The following is a 15,593-nucleotide window of genomic DNA, read 5'->3' on the forward strand; positions in this document are numbered from 1 at the left end:
TATGCACATCAAGACGGTTTTTACGCCCCGCCTGCAGGAGAGCATGAGGCAAGGCGGCTGCGGCAACTGCCATGTTTCCTGCCAGTCGGCCTGCAAGACATCCATCACCGTCAGCAACCAGCCCTGCGAACGTGAAGAAAAGAAGTAAGCCCCAAGGCCCGACTTTCCCGGTCGGGCTTTTGTTGTACGTGGTGGAGCTATCGTGTTTCTAGTAACTGCGGGTTACTGATTGTAGCTAGTCTGGCTTTGTTTTCGCTCGCACCAAAGCCCTTGCGGAGCGGCCTAAGGCTCAGCCTCGGGATCGGGCGCCCAGCACTCACTAAACTCAGGTACCTCCCAAAGGTAGTACGACTGCATAGACCGAAGAACTGGTTACTGTAACTTGGTTAATGTGAGTGCTGGGCGGCCTATTCGGCATCCTTACCTTTAGAATCCGGCCTCGGACCTCCTGTCCTCGGCCCCGCTTATCATCCCTCGGCTTCGCCAGGGCCGCTTCGCCGCTCGGTAGAAGCTTGCTCGCTCCAAACAAAGCCAGGCTAAAATTTGTTTCCTATCTATGGAGGAGAATAATATTGCCATCCCTAAATCTCCAAAATGTTGACTGGCAGGGGGATGTCCACTGGTTCGACTTTGAAGATCTCTGCCTGCTCCTGGACGTTAATAGCGGCGCCGTCCATATAATCGACGCTCCCACCCGGGCTGTTCTGGCAGAACTGCGGGCCGGGGAAGAACATGGCACTTTAACCGAAGCCGACTGGCTGGCGCTCTTGCCCCGGTCTACCCGGGAGTGGGGTGCCGGCACAGTCCTGGAAGTCTGCCAGGAACTGGCGGCCAAACAGGCCGGGGGAACCCTCTTTACCGTCGATGAGGTGGGCCGGGCCTACCGGCCACCGGAGCCCAGCCTCCAGGCCCTCTGCCTCCACGTCGCCCATGACTGCAACATGCGTTGCCGTTACTGCTTTGCCGGCGGGGGCCCCTTTGGCGGCGAGCGTGGCTTAATGAGCCGGGAGACGGGATACCAGGCGCTGGACTTGCTGTTTAATGAATCCGGCAGCCGCCCCCGGGTAGAAATCGACTTCTTTGGCGGCGAGCCCCTGCTCAATTTCGGCGTCGTTCAGGAACTGGTGGCTTACGGCCGGGAAAGGGCGGCGGCTACCGGGAAAAAGATCAGCTTTACCCTGACCACCAATGGCCTGGGCTTGACGCCGGCCATCGAGGAATACCTCATTGAGAACCAGATCAGTGTCATTTTGAGCCTTGACGGTCGACCGGAAGTCCATGATCTTAACCGGCGGACCGTCTCCGGCCAGGGCACTTATCATTTAGTTGTCCCCAGGGAGCAGCATTTTGTCGCTGCCCAGGGGCACCGTGACTACTGGGTGCGGGGGACCTACACCAGCCAGAACCTCGATTTTACCAAGGACATCTTGCATATGGTAGAATTAGGATTTCGTTACCTGTCCCTGGAACCGGTGGTAGCCGCACCGGAGGCTGAATATGCTATTAAGGAGGAGGACCTGCCGCGTCTGGCCCGGGAATACCGCTACCTGGCCCGGGCCTACCTGGAGGCCAGGGCTAAAGGCAAGCCCTTTAACTTTTTCCATTTTAACATTGATGCGGCTGCCGGGCCCTGCCTCACCAAAAGGCTTACCGGTTGTGGTGCGGGCACCAGTTACCTGGCGGTAACCCCCGGCGGCGACCTTTACCCCTGCCACCAGCTGGTGGGGAGAAGGGATTACTGCCTGGGCAACGTCCGGGAAGGGATCTTGCGCCCTGATTTACGGGAAGATTTTCGCCAGGCCTACGTTTACAACCAGCCGGCCTGCAGCCGCTGTTGGGCTCGTTTCTACTGCAGCGGTGGATGCCATGCGGCCAACCTGGCTGCTACCGGGAATTTGCGGCAACCAGCGCCTGTACCTTGCGCCATCCAGAAGATACGCCTGGAAGCGGCCATCTATGTCCAGGTCAAGGAAGTTGTTAAAGGCTGATCTTACCCAGGCTTATTACGAAAGCTCTAGATAGGGTTAAAGAAAGGGCAAAAATTTTCTAAGCGGGGAGGATTCCTGCTACTAAAGGTAGAATATAAATGGTAAAAGGCAGGAAAAAGTAAATCCTGCCGTATAAAGGGGGAGAGGAGGAACGTCATGCCGCCGCCAGGTAAGTTGCCCGATGTGGCGGCCGCAGCAGGTCGTTTCTTAAAGAAATGGCCGGCACGGTGGAAAGAAACAGACGGCAGGAAGAAAAAAAAAGTTTGCTTACTAAGCGGTATCCTGGCCGGGGGATTGCTGCTGCTGGCAGGATGGTACCAGTTTACCGCTCCCAACGCCTGGGCAGTAATAATTAACGGCCAGCAGGTGGCTGTAGTTACCAGCCGGGTTGATGTCAACCAGGTTATCCAGGATGTCCTCAAGGAACGCGCGGCAGGAAGTTACCAGGGATTACAGATCACCGACCAGGTTGACTATAAAAAAGTCCGGGTCAACCCGCGGGAAATCGTGGATAGCCAGCAATTGAAAAATATATTGCAAGGCACGCTACATTTCGTGGCGGCAGCGACGGTAATAACCATTAACGGTCAACCAGAGCTTATCGTGCGGGATGATAGTATTGCGGAAGCGGTACTGGCCGAATTAAAACAAGCCTACCTACCGCCTCCGGGGAACGGGGAGATCCAGGAGGTCAGGTTTCTGGAGCAGGTAGCCTATGAGCACCGGCCGGCCCGGCCAGAAGAAATTTTAAGCCCGGAGGCAGCCCTGGCCAGGCTCAAGGGAACTTCTACTGCAAGCCAGGAGTATATTGTTAAAGAAGGCGATTCCCTGTGGACCATCGCCCGGGAACACGGCTTGCTGGTCGACGATATTAGAGCAGCCAATCCAGAACTCAAGGGCGAACGCCTGGATATTGGCCAGCGGTTGCGACTCACGACAGAGAAGCCCCTTCTCCAGGTAATGGTCGTCTATAGACAGGAAGTGAAAGAGCCTGTTCCCTATGAAGTGAAAGTAGAAACGAATACCGACCTCTTACGAGGCCAGGAAAGGGTAAAACAGGCGGGGTCAGAGGGCGAACGGCTGGTTACCTACCAGGTAGTGACCAAAAATGGCGTCCAGGTTGAGAAAAAAGTTATCCAGCAGCAGGTACTGAAAGAACCTGTCACTAAAATAGTGGAACGGGGTACGCGGGTAGTCCTAGCTTCCCGCGGTGGTTCCGGCCGCCTGGCCTGGCCCATCCGCGGCTCTATTACTTCCCCCTATGGTTATCGCGGCCGGGAGTTCCACACGGGCATGGATATTGATGGTTACGTCGGGCAGCCGGTAGGGGCCGCTGAGGCCGGGACGGTAACCTTTGCCGGTTACGACGGCGGCTACGGCCGGATGATTGCTATTGACCACGGCGGTGGCCTGGTCACCCGGTATGCCCACTTATCGGGATTTAACGTCCGCTTGGGCCAGCGGGTGAGCCGGGGACAGGTTATCGGTTATGTAGGTGTTAGCGGCCGTACCACCGGATCCCACCTCCACTTTGAAGTCCTGGTCAATGGCAGTTTCCGTAACCCGTATGGATTTTTAAACTAGATTTTTATTACCATCCCTGTGGACAAGTCCCAGGGATTTTTTCTTGCCGCTCTTGCCTGGACTATAGTGGGAGCGTATAATAACTATAGTTTAAACATAGAAAGGAGGCATGATGGACTTTAAGGGGGTGCATAATATAGCCATAGTCCCGGGAGCCCTGCCTAAGAGCGGGCGATCCGTAAGCCATTACTAAGACTTGAGGCGATATGTTACTTTGCAAAGGAGGTAGAGCAAGATGCCCCATGATTTGTTAATTATCGGTGGGGGGCCGGCCGGGCTGACGGCGGCTCTTTACGGCGCCCGGGGCGGGCTGGATACCGTGGTGCTGGAGATGGGTGCTCCTGGTGGTCAGGCCGGCCAGACGGACAGGATTGAAAATTATCCTGGCTTCCCCGAAGGCATTAACGGTATGGAACTCGCCATGAAGTTTGCCGAACAGGCCCAGCGTTTCGGTGCCAGGATAGAGATGACTACAGTCCAGAGAGTGGAGCTTAACGGGGAAATTAAAAAAGCCTTCACCGGGAGCGGCGAGTTTACGGCCAGGGCAGTAATCATCGCCAGCGGTGCTCACCCGCGGCCCCTGGGAGTACCGGGGGAAGAGGAGTTTCGCGGCCGGGGCGTTTCCTACTGCGCCACCTGCGACGGCGCTTTCTTCCGGGACAAAAAGGTCGCTGTAGTTGGCGGGGGTGACTCGGCAGTGGAAGAAGCTCTCTTTCTGACCCGTTTTGCCAGCCAGGTGACCATTATCCACCGCCGTGACGCCTTAAGGGCAACGAAAGTCCTCCAGGAACGGGCCCGGGATAACCCCAAGATTTCCTTCCATTGGAATACAGTTGTAACCAGGATCATGGGACGGGAAAAGGTCAGCAGCCTGGAGTTAAAAGATGTAAAAAGCGGTGCCACCAGGGAAGAAGCCTTCGACGGTGTCTTTATCTTTATCGGCCTGGAGCCCAACACAGGTTTCCTGAAAGGGGCACTGACCCTGGATTCCCAGGGGTATATTGTTACCCGCGAAAATCTGGCCACGTCCATCCCCGGTGTTTTTGCTGCTGGCGACGTCCGGGCCAAGGATTTCCGCCAGGTGAGTACGGCTGTAGGTGACGGGGCAGTGGCGGCCATGGCGGCCGAACGCTACCTAGCCGGCCTGTAAAGGGAAAAGACTGGGGCCAGCGGTTTTAATGGGTTTAATTTGACAGTTTATCCCCCCAGGGTCTATAATACCTTTATACCCATATAGGGTAGGAAGGAGGGGTGAAACAATGGCTGAAGCCACCCTGCAGGTTGAAGGGATGACCTGTAATCACTGTAAAATGAGCGTGGAAAAGGCCCTGAGGGGCCTGGAAGGCATCACGGCAGTAGCAGTCGACCTGGCGGCTAAAACGGCCCGCGTTACTTATGATCCTGCTAAGGTAAACCTGGAAGCTATGAAAAAGGCTGTAATTGAGGCTGGTTATGAAGTAAAGTAAACTTTCACCAGACCGGCCCGGCAATTTCCAGTAGACACCAAAAAGCGAACTACTTTTAAATCCGGAGCTAAGCTAGCTCCGGATTTTTTACACTCATTACCAGTGAAGCTGCCACCAGGAATATAGTATAATCCAGACGGAGGAGCCCCTGGGGGAGGGGAGAAACATGTTCCAACACTGGTGGCAGGCAATCATTGCCATCTGCCTGGCTATGCTGGTAGTTACGGGAGTTATCCTGGCCCGTACTACGGCATTACCGCGTACCCTGAGCTACAACCTGGTCCGCCAGGTAGTGACGGGACATACCGCCTGGCAGACCCGCAACTGGCTGGAGATAGATAGCACCCATTTCCGCCTCCGCTACCGGCCGGAGGATGCAGCCATAGCCCCCCTGGTCCTGGCAACTGCCGAGGAGGCTTACGGGCCGGCGGGCGCCATGTTACAATACGAACCACAGGGTAAAACTTTAATTATCCTTTACCCGGACCGGGAGAGTCTCGCGCGCCAGTTTGGCTGGGCGGCCAGCGAAAGTGCCATGGGGGTTTACTGGGGCGGGGTTATTCGCATCCTTTCGCCCTATGACTGGGTGGCCAGTCAGGACCAGGAAGAGATTGCCGGCATTTTTGCCGCCTCGGGACCCATGGCCCATGAATTGACCCACCTTTTGGTTGACGAGAAGGCCCGTGGTAATTACCCGCGCTGGCTGACGGAAGGTATTGCCCAGTATGTGGAAAAGGAACTTACTGGCTTTACCATGCCGGGTTCGCCGGGCGCTACCGGCTGGTATCCCTTAAAGGCTATGGATTACGGTTTTGATAGCCTGCCTGACCAGGCCCTGACTTACCGCCAGTCGTTTTTAATGGTTGAATACCTGGTAGAACGCTGGGGCTTACCGGCCCTGCACCAGGTCCTGGAACGCCTCGGCCAGGGAGCCACCCTGGACCGGGCTTTCCAGGAAGTCCTGGGTACCAGTAGCGCTGGCTTTGAGGGTGCCTTTGCCAGGGAAATTCCCGTAAGCAAGTTTTCACAAAGCCTTTAACTTTCCTTCACAAAAATATCACATCTCCGGGTTATATTAAAACCATGGGAATACCTTATAAGGGTATTTGCCAAAATGGAGGTGTGATTACATGCTCAGGCTCAAGAGGTACTTCTTGCGCCCGGTGGCCCACTGCTCCGGCGGTCACAGTAGGTAGTCCCGGGCATGACGTTAAACTGCCCAACCATCCTCCCTTATAGCTTTTTTCCTTAGCTCCTGGAATGGCTTCCGGGGGCTTTTTTTACTTTTATATTATAAAGAAGGGGAGAGCAGGCAATATTAGAACTGAAAGAGGAGGGCATATTTTTGCGTTATCTTTCTTCCAGCAGCTTTAAGTACATGCGGGTCCTGGCAGTAGTCCTGCTATTTTTTCTCAGTGCGGTCCTCGGTGCCGGGACGGCCATTGTTATGGCCCCGCGCCTGGTGCAGCGGCCCCTGGCGCCGGCACCTGGACCTCCGGCCCAGTTAACCCCACCGGCAGGACAACCGGTCCAGTTTACGGCCAGTTCACCGGTAGTTACCATTGCCAGGCAGGTGGGCCCGACCGTCGTCGGGGTGGCGGCCTTGACGGGCCGTAGTTTTACCGGTGATGCCGGGGTAAAACAGGGTTCCGGCGTTATTTTTGACGGTACCAACGGCTATATTGTTACCAATAACCACGTCATTGCCGGCGCCGAGCGGGTCACCGTCAGCCTCGACCACGACCAGGTTTACCCGGCCACATTGGTGGGAGCCGACGAGCGCAGCGACCTGGCAGTTCTGCAGATCAAGGGAACCAATTTGCCCCAGGCCCGCCTGGGGGATTCGGGCACTGTACAGGTAGGGGAGACGGTAGTGGCCATTGGTAACCCCCTGGGCCGGGAGTTTGCCCGTTCGGTAACGGTGGGGGTCATCAGTGCCCTGAACCGGGAAGTGACCGTGCCCGGGCCCCGGGGTGTAGAGATTACCCTCCGGACTCTCCAGACCGACGCTCCCATTAACCCCGGGAACAGCGGCGGTGCCCTGGTAAATTTAAGGGGGGAAGTTATCGGCATCAACAGCGTTAAAATAGCCGCCAGCGGGGTGGAGGGCATGGGTTTTGCCATACCCATCAACGACGCCCGGCCTATTATCGACCAGATTCTGACCCGGGGTTATGTTACCCATCCCTTCCTGGGGATTTATAACCTCAGGGAGATTACCCCGGAAATGGCCCGGTGGTATAATATACCGGAGGGGGTTTATATCGGCGGCATCTTTAATGATGGCCCGGCGGCTAAGGCCAGGTTGCAGGTGGGCGATGTCATTATCGCCGTAGACAGCAATAAGGTGGCGAGTTACGCCGACATCCAGCGCTTGATTAATAAAAAATCGCCGGGGGATAAAGTAACTTTAACTGTTGTCCGCCTGGCAAGCAAAAAGCAACTTAATTTTACGGTAACCCTGGGTGAAATGCCGTCGAAATAAGGAAGCATGCAGCATATTGACATTATAGTCGTTGGTCGTGTCCGGGAGCAATATTTAAGTGCCGGGATAAATGAATACTTAAAGCGCCTGCAGCCCTATGCCAGGGTGCGTATCCTGGAGGGGCCGGAAGAAAAGGTCCCGGATCATTTGTCCCCGGCCCGGGTCGAGCAGGTCCTGGCCGCTGAAGGAGCAGGGCTGAAGCGTCTCTTGCGGCCTGGCGCTTATACCATCGCCCTGGACCGGGAGGGCGTGATGCTGTCTTCGGAAGAGCTGGCCACGTGGCTGGCTGATCTAGCCCTGGCCGGGCGCAATGACCTGGCCTTTGTCATTGGCGGTACCCTGGGCCTGGCTAGAGATCTCCTGGAGCTTGCTGACTTGCGCCTCTCCTTTTCCCGCTTTACCTTTCCCCACCAGCTCATGCGCTTAATCCTCCTCGAACAGCTCTACCGGGCTTATAAAATCCAGCGTGGAGAAACCTACCACCGTTAAGCAGCCCTCCTTCCTCAGCCCTTGTCTTTTCTTGCTCCTTACAATAGAATTTATAGAGGCTAAATATAAGGCCGGGCTATTCGGAGGGTACCCTGCCCTGGGAACGAAGCTGTAAGAAGGTTTTTTGAGGAGGAGATTAAGACCATGGGGAAAGAGATCCTGGTAATCGGACACCAGCGACCGGATACGGATTCTATTGCCGCGGCCATTGGTTATGCCGCTTTAAAGAATGAGCTGTACCAGGGGGGCTTCCAGGCCGCCAGGTGTGGGAAGCTCAACAGGGAAACGGAGTTTGTCCTTTCTTATTTCGATGTAACTGTCCCGCCCTTAGTTGACGATGTCCGCACCCGGGTAAAGGATGTCCTGGACGGCGGGCTCCTCTTCATCCACCCGGAAGCCACAGTCCGCCAGGCCGGTATTTTTATGCGCCAGCATGGCGTTAAAACCCTGGCTGTCGTCGATAACGACCGGCGCCTCCTGGGCCTTTTTACAGTAGGGGACCTGGCGCGGCTACTCCTGGAAGCCTGGGATACCGGCAACGTACCCATGGACGAACCCGTCCAAAAGGTAATGCACAGGGATAACCTGGTGGTTTTTCACCAGGACGATCTCATTACGGAAGTCCGCCAGACCATGCTGGACACGCGTTACCGCAATTACCCGGTGGTTGACGACGACCACTGCCTGGTGGGTTTAATCGCCCGCTATCACCTGCTGGCCATGCGGGGTAAAAGGGTCGTCCTGGTGGACCATAATGAAAAGAGTCAGGCGGTGGCCGGCATTGAAGAAGCGAAGATCCAGGAGGTTATTGATCACCACCGCTTGGCCGACATCGAAACGGCAGAACCCGTTATGGTCCGCAATGAACCGGTAGGGAGTACGGCCACCATTGTCAGCAAGATGTACCGGGAACAGGGCCTTAAACCCGAAAAGGCTATCGCCGGCATCTTATGCGCGGCCATCCTTTCCGACACCCTGCTTTTTAAATCACCAACAAGCACCTTAACCGATAAAGAGCAGGCGGACTGGCTGGCCGGGATAGCAGGCATAGACGTCAATGATTTTGGCCGCGAAATGTTCCGGGCCGGTTCTTCCCTGGCCGGCCGCTCAGGACGGGAGATTATCCTGGAAGACTTTAAAAACTTCAACTTTGGCGGTACCATGGTGGGCATTGGCCAGATTGAGATTATCGATCCCGGCACCCTGCCGGTGGGGCGGGAAGAGCTCCTGGCTGAACTGGAAAAGCTCCAGGTAGAAAGGAATTATGATCTCGTTGTCCTGATGGTCACCGATTTGATGCGGAACGGCACGGAGTTGCTTTACACCGGTCCCCAGGCGCGGGCCGTAGAGCGGGCCTTTAATGTTGCTCCGGGGGTGAGCAGTGTCTTTTTGCCCGGGGTCATGTCCCGCAAAAAACAGGTGGTACCGCCTTTACAGCGCCTTTTGCAGAAGTAAAAGGTAATGGCGCCTCCGGTGCGGTAAAGCAACCGGAGGCGTTTTATGCTTTAAACCACCCTTCCTGCCGGCTTACTGCCCTGGCCGGATACTAAGACCTCAGATCCGTAAATAATGACTTTCCAACTGTCTTTACATGTGGTAAGATAAGTAGAGCCAAAAGATCTTATTGTGGCTAAGAAAGGAGATGGTCCTTTGAGTATTGCCCGGCGTTTAGAAGGATTACCCCTGGGGGCCTTTCATTACCGGTTGCTCCTTATCTGCGGCATAGGCTGGCTTTTTGATGCCATGGATGTGGGCCTGGTCTCATTTGTTTTGCCGGCAGTGGGTAAAGAATGGCATCTTTCTGCCGCCCAAATGGGAGCCCTGGGCAGTATTGGCCTTTTAGGGATGGGCCTGGGCGCAGTTGCAGGCGGCACTTTAAGCGATCTCCTGGGACGTAAAAAGGTCTTTACTTACACCCTGATTTTCTATGGTGTAGCTACTTTCCTGGCGGGACTGGCAGTCAATTACCCCTGGCTGATGCTTTTGCGCTTCCTGGTGGGCCTTGGCCTGGGAGCCGAGGTACCGGTAGCCTTTACCCTGATGAGCGAATTTTCTCCTACTCGCTACCGTGGCCGCATGGCGGTCCTGCTGGAAAGCTTCTGGGCCTTTGGGTGGATTGCTGCAGCTCTGATAGGCTACCTGGCCGTACCCCGGTGGGGCTGGCGCCTGGCCTTCTTTATCGGTGCCCTGCCGGCCCTGTATGCTGCCGTTTTGCGCCGGGCCCTGCCGGAATCTCCTCGCTACCTGGAGAAAACAGGTAAAGTTGAAGCGGCTGAAGCAATAGTGGCCATGGTGGAGAAAAGCAGCGGCGGCCCTGCGGAAGAAATACTACCTGGCCCGGGAGGGGAGGGTGATACTGCAGCCAGGGTAACCTTTGGCGATCTCTGGTCCCGGCGCTATTTCCGGCGCACCCTCTGCCTGTGGCTTTTATGGTTTGGGATTAACTTTTCCTATTACGGCATTGTCACCTGGTTACCTTCCCTGATGGTGGGCAGGGGTTTTGCCATCATCAAGAGCTTTGAATACGTGTTAATCATGACCCTGGGCCAGGTACCGGGCTACTTCAGTGCCGCTTACCTGGTGGAGAAGATCGGTCGTAAAGCTACCCTGGTGACTTACCTGGCCTTGAGCGGTGGAGCAGCCTATATGTTCTCCCTCAGTACCACCACCAGCCAGCTTATTCTCTGGGGCCTGGCAGTCTACTTCTTTAACCTGGGAGCCTGGGGGGTCCTTTACGCCTATACGCCGGAACTTTACCCCACGGCCATCAGGGCTACCGGTTCCGGCTGGGCCTCCTTCTGCGGCCGCATCGGCGCCATCCTCGCTCCCCTGATTGTAGGGCAGATGCTGGTCCTTATGGGCCAGGCGGCGGCCTATCCGGTGATCTTCCTCCTATTTACCGCTGTCTTTGTCGTCACAGCTCTGGGAATGCTTCTCTTAGGCATTGAAACAAAAGGTAAAACCCTGGAGGAACTGGCGACGTGAAGGAGGCATGCATATGGCTAATCTGATTATGTACACCGCTGAGGTTAAAAATTTCATTTACTGATAGCAGGAATTTTAAATTCAAAGACGTATAGTAATATACTAAGTGCAATTAAGGTATACACCATGCATACAAGACGGGCCTGAATTAGGAGGAAGTGGTTGTGGTAAGGGATACACGTAAGCAAAAGGCTTATGATTATCTATACAATGCAATAATAACGAATCAATTATCTCCGGGTAGAGCTATAGCTGAGCAGGAGATTTCCGATGCACTGGGCATAAGCCGGACTCCGGTACGTGAGGCTTTGAAACAACTAGAAGCCGAAGGTTTGGTACGGCATATTCCTCTTCGAGGGACCTTTGTTGCCGAAATTTCTACGCAAGATTTAGAGGAAATTTTTGCTTTGCGGGAGGCTCTTGAGATACTTGCCCTAAAAGTAGCCATCAGGGAAATAACCGATGAGGAACTTGCTGAGGTAGAAGCTCTGTTACGTTCTTTGGAATTTGATAGTTCGAGCGAAAATTTTTACAACACCGACCGTAAGTTGCATGATTTAATTGTCAGACGAGGGGGTAATCGCCGCCTTGTTCTTTTTCTTAACACCCTGAATTCCCAGGTGGAAAGATTTCGTCGCATTTCCGCCCTGAGACCAAACCGGCTGCAAAAATCTAAGCAAGAACACCTTGAGATCCTGGAGGCTTTGAAGGAACGAGACCTGGAAAAAAGCGAAAGGCTTTTAAGGTGGCACATTAACAACGTTAAAGAAAGTACTCTTGAGGTGTGCCGTGGTATTTTGCCGGATTAATTTTTTATAGTTGCATACCTACTTTCAGAAGGGAAAAGGTATCCCTTTAAGCCATGATAAGCTTGGGGGGCTATTACAGCTGATGAGCTGAAATTTAATTAGAGAGGAAAGAGGTGGTCAAGCTTTGCCTGTTTGGGATGATGTTGTAACCCCCTGGGATCTTGAAGCCATTGCTAATAGTGGCTGGGGGAAAAGACGCGGTTATGGACAAAAACCCGCCGTACTAGTAATCGATGCCCAGTACAAATTTATTGGCAGTAAAAAAGAGATTAATACTCCATTAAACTTGTACCGTAAAAGCATCGGATTAGACACCTGGCAGGCGGTTAAAAAAATTAAGGAACTTCTGGTTGCAGCGCGCGCAAAACAGGTTCCTGTATTTTACTTTACCGTATTAATCAGGGAGTCTGAAAAGCAATTTTACTGGTCTCCTAAAAAGAAGCATTCGATTCCGACAAAAGAATGGTTGAGCGATGAGGAGCCAGATCAGATAGTTCAAGAACTTGCGCCACAAAAGGGCGATATAATAATTCCCAAGCAGTTTCCAAGCGCTTTTTTTGGTACGCCCTTGATCAATTATTTGATAAGTCTAGGTGTTGACACGCTGCTAGTGACAGGTTTTGTAACGAGTGGCTGCGTTCGTTCGACAGTGGTAGATGCATGTACTTTTGGGTATAACACAATTGTGGTTGAGGAATGCGTAGCTGACCCTATTCCCATCTCTCATAAAGTATCATTGTTAGATATGAATTTAAAATATGCCGATGTAGAGAAGCTGGATAAGGTTTTACAATATATAAAATCACTATAAAATGAATTAAAAATGGTAACGGTAATGTCTAAACAGGCTTTTATTTACAAATCAAAAAATGGAAGTATAACCAAATACTAAAATTGGCAGATATGGTCTTAGATCACAGAAATGTGGGAGCGTGTATTGCTTCGGGTTTTTTCTTGACTGATGGCATGGTTATTGCCCCCTGTAGCATGAAAACCTTTCGGGCATAGCTAATGGTTATGCTGAAAACCTGGTTATAAGAGTAGCTGATGTTTGTCTTAAAGAACAACGTCGGCTAATATTAATGGTAAGGGGGACACCTTTAAATGCTATACACCTTGAGAATATGCTTAAATTAGCTGCCTGGGAGTTGTTATTCTTCCGCCAATTCCCGCCTTTTACACCCAACCAAAAACTATAGAACATGTTATTAACCACTCACTTGGCAAAATCTTGGACTTGTTTTCAATCAAACACTCTTTATACCCCAAGATGGGAAGGTGCAAGAATGAGAAAATAAAACAACATAAGTTTTTCCTTTGCGAATGAGATAAATTATCGCATAAGTTATAATGAAAAATTATTATTGGGGTAGCAGGAATATTAAGCTGGATGGCGAATACTAAAATAATAATTCTAGTATACAACATGTATACAATTAATGACCTTGTAATAATACTGCAGCTGTTTGCAATGCAAATAGCAACCCTGTTTTTGCAGTAGGATGTACCAGTGTATGGGAGCTGATAACATGAATAGATTACCGTAAGACGTGTATTGGGGGGTCAGGAGGTGGTAAATAAAGCGGTTGTATAGCAATTATTGTTTTAGCTAAAGGAGGATTATAGTTATATGGGGGGTAATCTGAGTATTGAAATTGTAAATTAAACTTGAGAAACTAGGATCCATTGAGTTCAGTAACAATAATATTAATAGAATGAATGCCAGCATGGATTTAAAAAAGGAGGTTGTTTGACATGGTAAAAAATCACAAAATTATTGCAGCCTTTATTGTGTTGATAGTGGGGCTGTTTGTGGTAATCAGTGGCTGTTCAGAAAAACAGGCGCCGAAAGCAGATAAAACCCCAAGCAAAAAACAGTATAATGAGATAGCAATTGCTACTGCCAGTGCTGGGGGAGCTTGGTACCCAATAGGGGCAGCAATGGCTGAAATAATTAATAAAGATGTGGAGGGCACCCAGGCGCGGGTGCAGACTACGGGAGGCGGAGTAGAAAATGTAAAACTAGTAAACTCTGGCGATGTAGAGATTGGTATTACGATCAGTTACCTGGCATACAACGGGTATAACGGGATCGAACCTTACCCGGTTAAAATGCAGGATATCAGGACAATGTTTTCCGGACTTTCAACTGGTGTACTACAAATAGTGGTGCCAGCGAATTCACCTATTAAAAGTATTGCTGATCTTAAGGGTAAAAAAGTCGCTGTTGGCCCTGCGGGTGGCGGAGCTCTTACTGTACTAAGCGATATTTTTAAGGAATATGGCTTTAAGTTTTCCGATATTACCCCTAGTTATGTTTCCTATGATGAAGGCGTAACCATGGTAAGCGATGGCCACGTCGATGCTGCGGTAGTGTATGCAGCCCTGCCGACCCCTGCCGTCAAAACTTTGGAAGCGGGAAAACATCCTTTCCGGCTATTAGGATTGGATGAACAGACACTGCAGAAATTGCTAGAAAAGTATCCTTACTACATTTCCGTCAATATACCTAAGAACATGTATGGCTTGAATGAAGATGTAAGGGCAGTGGGAACTCCGAACATCGTTATTGTTAACAAGAATTTACCTGATGATCTTGTTTACAAAATAACGAAGGCTTTCTTTGAACAGGCAAACCTTGATAAGATTCATAATTCACACCCCTCTGCTAAGGAACTGGGCCTGAATAATGCTGCCAAAGCGCCAGTACCTTTACATCCCGGCGCAGAAAAATTTTATCGGGAGAAAGGTGTGCTTAAGTAAAGGGTACTTGAGTTAGGTGTTACGGTAGGGGTGGTCTTCTAAACATACCACCCTTACCCTTCTATAATAATGATTTTGTGGAGGCGCATTATGGAAAAGAAAGTTGAATTTGGGGCAAAAACAATAGCAACAGTTTTTTTAGTAGCCAGTTCATTATTCGCTTTATATACTTCCGGCTTCGGTTTGTTATCAGCCCTGACCCAGAGGTCCATTCACTGGATATTGATGTCGGCCCCCATATTCCTGCTTTATCCGGCACGGAAGGAATCTAAAGGGAAAATTTCTGTTTTCGACGTGTTATTTACTGCAGCTACAATAATTTCGGGAGTATACCTGGCATTAACGTGGGAAAAGAACGCCATGCGCGTGGTCGACCCTTCCTTATTTGAAACAATTATGGGTATAGTCATGATTATCGTTGTACTAGAGGCATGTCGACGGAGTATTGGGCCTGCCATGGCAATTCTTGCTGTGATATTTTTAATTTATGCTTATTTTGGGCCCTATTTTCCCGGGTTATTGCGGCATAAAGGTTTTTCGGTCGTTGATCTTGTCTCTTTTCTGTATGGGACCACGGAAGGTATCTTTGGTCTTCCCATGGGCACCTCGGCCACATACATTATAATATTTGTTTTGTTTGGCTCTTTCCTTGCTAAATCAGGTGCAGGTGAGTTATTCGTTGATTTAGCTCTGGCATTAACTGGTAGATTACGCAGCGGGCCTGCTCAAACTACCATCCTTAGTAATGCTTTGATGGGTATTATATCAGGGTCCCCTGTGGCCAACGTTGTTACTACCGGTTCTTTTACGCTACCCCTATTATCCAAGGTCGGCTACCCAATTATTCACGGTGCGGCCCTCCTTGCCGTAGCAGCTACAGGTTCAATGTTTACTCCTCCTATCTCAATAATTTGCTTCTAGCTCGTTAAATCTCTTGCTCTCTTAGATTTTCATTTTTATGATGAAGTCCAAGAAGGCAGACTAAGCCTTCATCTTCATCATCAGTAGACGTAGTTGTTGTGGA

The 15,593-nt window shown here is 51.5% G+C and carries 14 protein-coding genes; all 14 read left to right on the plus strand.

Going from position 1 to position 15,593, the window contains the following annotated elements; genetic code table 11:
• The first annotated feature begins 1 nt into the window (after window position 1).
• The 14 genes from scfA to MOST_RS13665 all read left to right on the plus strand — a co-directional run bounded on the left by scfA (window position 2) and on the right by MOST_RS13665 (window position 15,490).
• Window positions 2–148 carry a six-cysteine ranthipeptide SCIFF gene (gene scfA / locus MOST_RS13600; RefSeq protein ID WP_054937134.1) on the plus strand — a complete coding sequence of 49 codons (147 nt, stop codon included), beginning with the start codon at window positions 2–4 and terminating at the stop codon, window positions 146–148.
• Between the two features lie 424 nt (window positions 149–572).
• Window positions 573–1,988, plus strand: a complete 1,416-nt coding sequence (gene scfB, locus MOST_RS13605) for a thioether cross-link-forming SCIFF peptide maturase (RefSeq protein ID WP_054937133.1) — start codon at window positions 573–575, stop codon at window positions 1,986–1,988.
• Window positions 1,989–2,144: 156 nt separating this feature from the next.
• Entirely contained in the window at window positions 2,145–3,572 is a 1,428-nt protein-coding gene (locus MOST_RS13610) for a M23 family metallopeptidase (RefSeq protein WP_054937132.1), read from the plus strand.
• A 235-nt stretch (window positions 3,573–3,807) separates the two neighbouring features.
• Window positions 3,808–4,722, plus strand: a complete 915-nt coding sequence (trxB, locus tag MOST_RS13615; RefSeq protein ID WP_054937131.1) for a thioredoxin-disulfide reductase — start codon at window positions 3,808–3,810, stop codon at window positions 4,720–4,722.
• 109 nt (window positions 4,723–4,831) lie between these two features.
• Window positions 4,832–5,038 carry a copper ion binding protein gene (locus MOST_RS13620; RefSeq protein WP_054937130.1) on the plus strand — a complete coding sequence of 69 codons (207 nt, stop codon included), beginning with the start codon at window positions 4,832–4,834 and terminating at the stop codon, window positions 5,036–5,038.
• 166 nt (window positions 5,039–5,204) lie between these two features.
• Window positions 5,205–6,077: a peptidase MA family metallohydrolase gene (locus MOST_RS13625; RefSeq protein ID WP_054937129.1), complete on the plus strand. Its 873-nt coding sequence runs from the start codon at window positions 5,205–5,207 to the stop codon at window positions 6,075–6,077.
• Between the two features lie 306 nt (window positions 6,078–6,383).
• Window positions 6,384–7,523: a S1C family serine protease gene (locus MOST_RS13630; protein WP_054937128.1), complete on the plus strand. Its 1,140-nt coding sequence runs from the start codon at window positions 6,384–6,386 to the stop codon at window positions 7,521–7,523.
• A 6-nt stretch (window positions 7,524–7,529) separates the two neighbouring features.
• Window positions 7,530–8,012 carry a 23S rRNA (pseudouridine(1915)-N(3))-methyltransferase RlmH gene (gene rlmH / locus MOST_RS13635; protein WP_054937127.1) on the plus strand — a complete coding sequence of 161 codons (483 nt, stop codon included), beginning with the start codon at window positions 7,530–7,532 and terminating at the stop codon, window positions 8,010–8,012.
• 144 nt (window positions 8,013–8,156) lie between these two features.
• Entirely contained in the window at window positions 8,157–9,467 is a 1,311-nt protein-coding gene (locus tag MOST_RS13640; RefSeq protein ID WP_054937126.1) for a putative manganese-dependent inorganic diphosphatase, read from the plus strand.
• A 195-nt stretch (window positions 9,468–9,662) separates the two neighbouring features.
• Window positions 9,663–10,997: an MFS transporter gene (locus MOST_RS13645; protein WP_054937125.1), complete on the plus strand. Its 1,335-nt coding sequence runs from the start codon at window positions 9,663–9,665 to the stop codon at window positions 10,995–10,997.
• 164 nt (window positions 10,998–11,161) lie between these two features.
• Window positions 11,162–11,806 (plus strand): GntR family transcriptional regulator, encoded by a 645-nt coding sequence (locus MOST_RS13650; RefSeq protein ID WP_054937124.1) that lies wholly within the window; start codon window positions 11,162–11,164, stop codon window positions 11,804–11,806.
• Between the two features lie 124 nt (window positions 11,807–11,930).
• Window positions 11,931–12,617 carry an isochorismatase family protein gene (locus MOST_RS13655; RefSeq protein ID WP_054937123.1) on the plus strand — a complete coding sequence of 229 codons (687 nt, stop codon included), beginning with the start codon at window positions 11,931–11,933 and terminating at the stop codon, window positions 12,615–12,617.
• Window positions 12,618–13,561: 944 nt separating this feature from the next.
• On the plus strand, window positions 13,562–14,569 hold the full coding sequence (locus MOST_RS13660) for a TAXI family TRAP transporter solute-binding subunit (protein WP_054937122.1): 1,008 nt from the start codon (window positions 13,562–13,564) through the stop codon (window positions 14,567–14,569).
• A gap of 90 nt (window positions 14,570–14,659) precedes the next feature.
• The gene (locus MOST_RS13665; RefSeq protein WP_161952851.1) at window positions 14,660–15,490 is read left to right on the plus strand and encodes a TRAP transporter permease; all 831 of its coding nucleotides are present in this window, start codon (window positions 14,660–14,662) and stop codon (window positions 15,488–15,490) included.
• Window positions 15,491–15,593 lie beyond the last annotated feature (103 nt).

This window comes from Neomoorella stamsii (assembly GCF_002995805.1).
In the GTDB taxonomy this organism is placed as follows: domain Bacteria; phylum Bacillota; class DSM-521; order Neomoorellales; family Neomoorellaceae; genus Neomoorella; species Neomoorella stamsii.

Bases quoted from the DNA above. Each gene is read 5' to 3' on its own strand.
- scfA (WP_054937134.1), top strand. From the start codon at position 2: ATGCACATCAAGACGGTTTTTACGCCCCGCCTGCAGGAGAGCATGAGG.
- MOST_RS13610 (WP_054937132.1), top strand. From the start codon at position 2,145: ATGCCGCCGCCAGGTAAGTTGCCCGATGTGGCGGCCGCAGCAGGTCGT.
- trxB (WP_054937131.1), top strand. From the start codon at position 3,808: ATGCCCCATGATTTGTTAATTATCGGTGGGGGGCCGGCCGGGCTGACG.
- MOST_RS13620 (WP_054937130.1), top strand. From the start codon at position 4,832: ATGGCTGAAGCCACCCTGCAGGTTGAAGGGATGACCTGTAATCACTGT.
- MOST_RS13625 (WP_054937129.1), top strand. From the start codon at position 5,205: ATGTTCCAACACTGGTGGCAGGCAATCATTGCCATCTGCCTGGCTATG.
- rlmH (WP_054937127.1), top strand. From the start codon at position 7,530: ATGCAGCATATTGACATTATAGTCGTTGGTCGTGTCCGGGAGCAATAT.
- MOST_RS13640 (WP_054937126.1), top strand. From the start codon at position 8,157: ATGGGGAAAGAGATCCTGGTAATCGGACACCAGCGACCGGATACGGAT.
- MOST_RS13660 (WP_054937122.1), top strand. From the start codon at position 13,562: ATGGTAAAAAATCACAAAATTATTGCAGCCTTTATTGTGTTGATAGTG.
- MOST_RS13665 (WP_161952851.1), top strand. From the start codon at position 14,660: ATGGAAAAGAAAGTTGAATTTGGGGCAAAAACAATAGCAACAGTTTTT.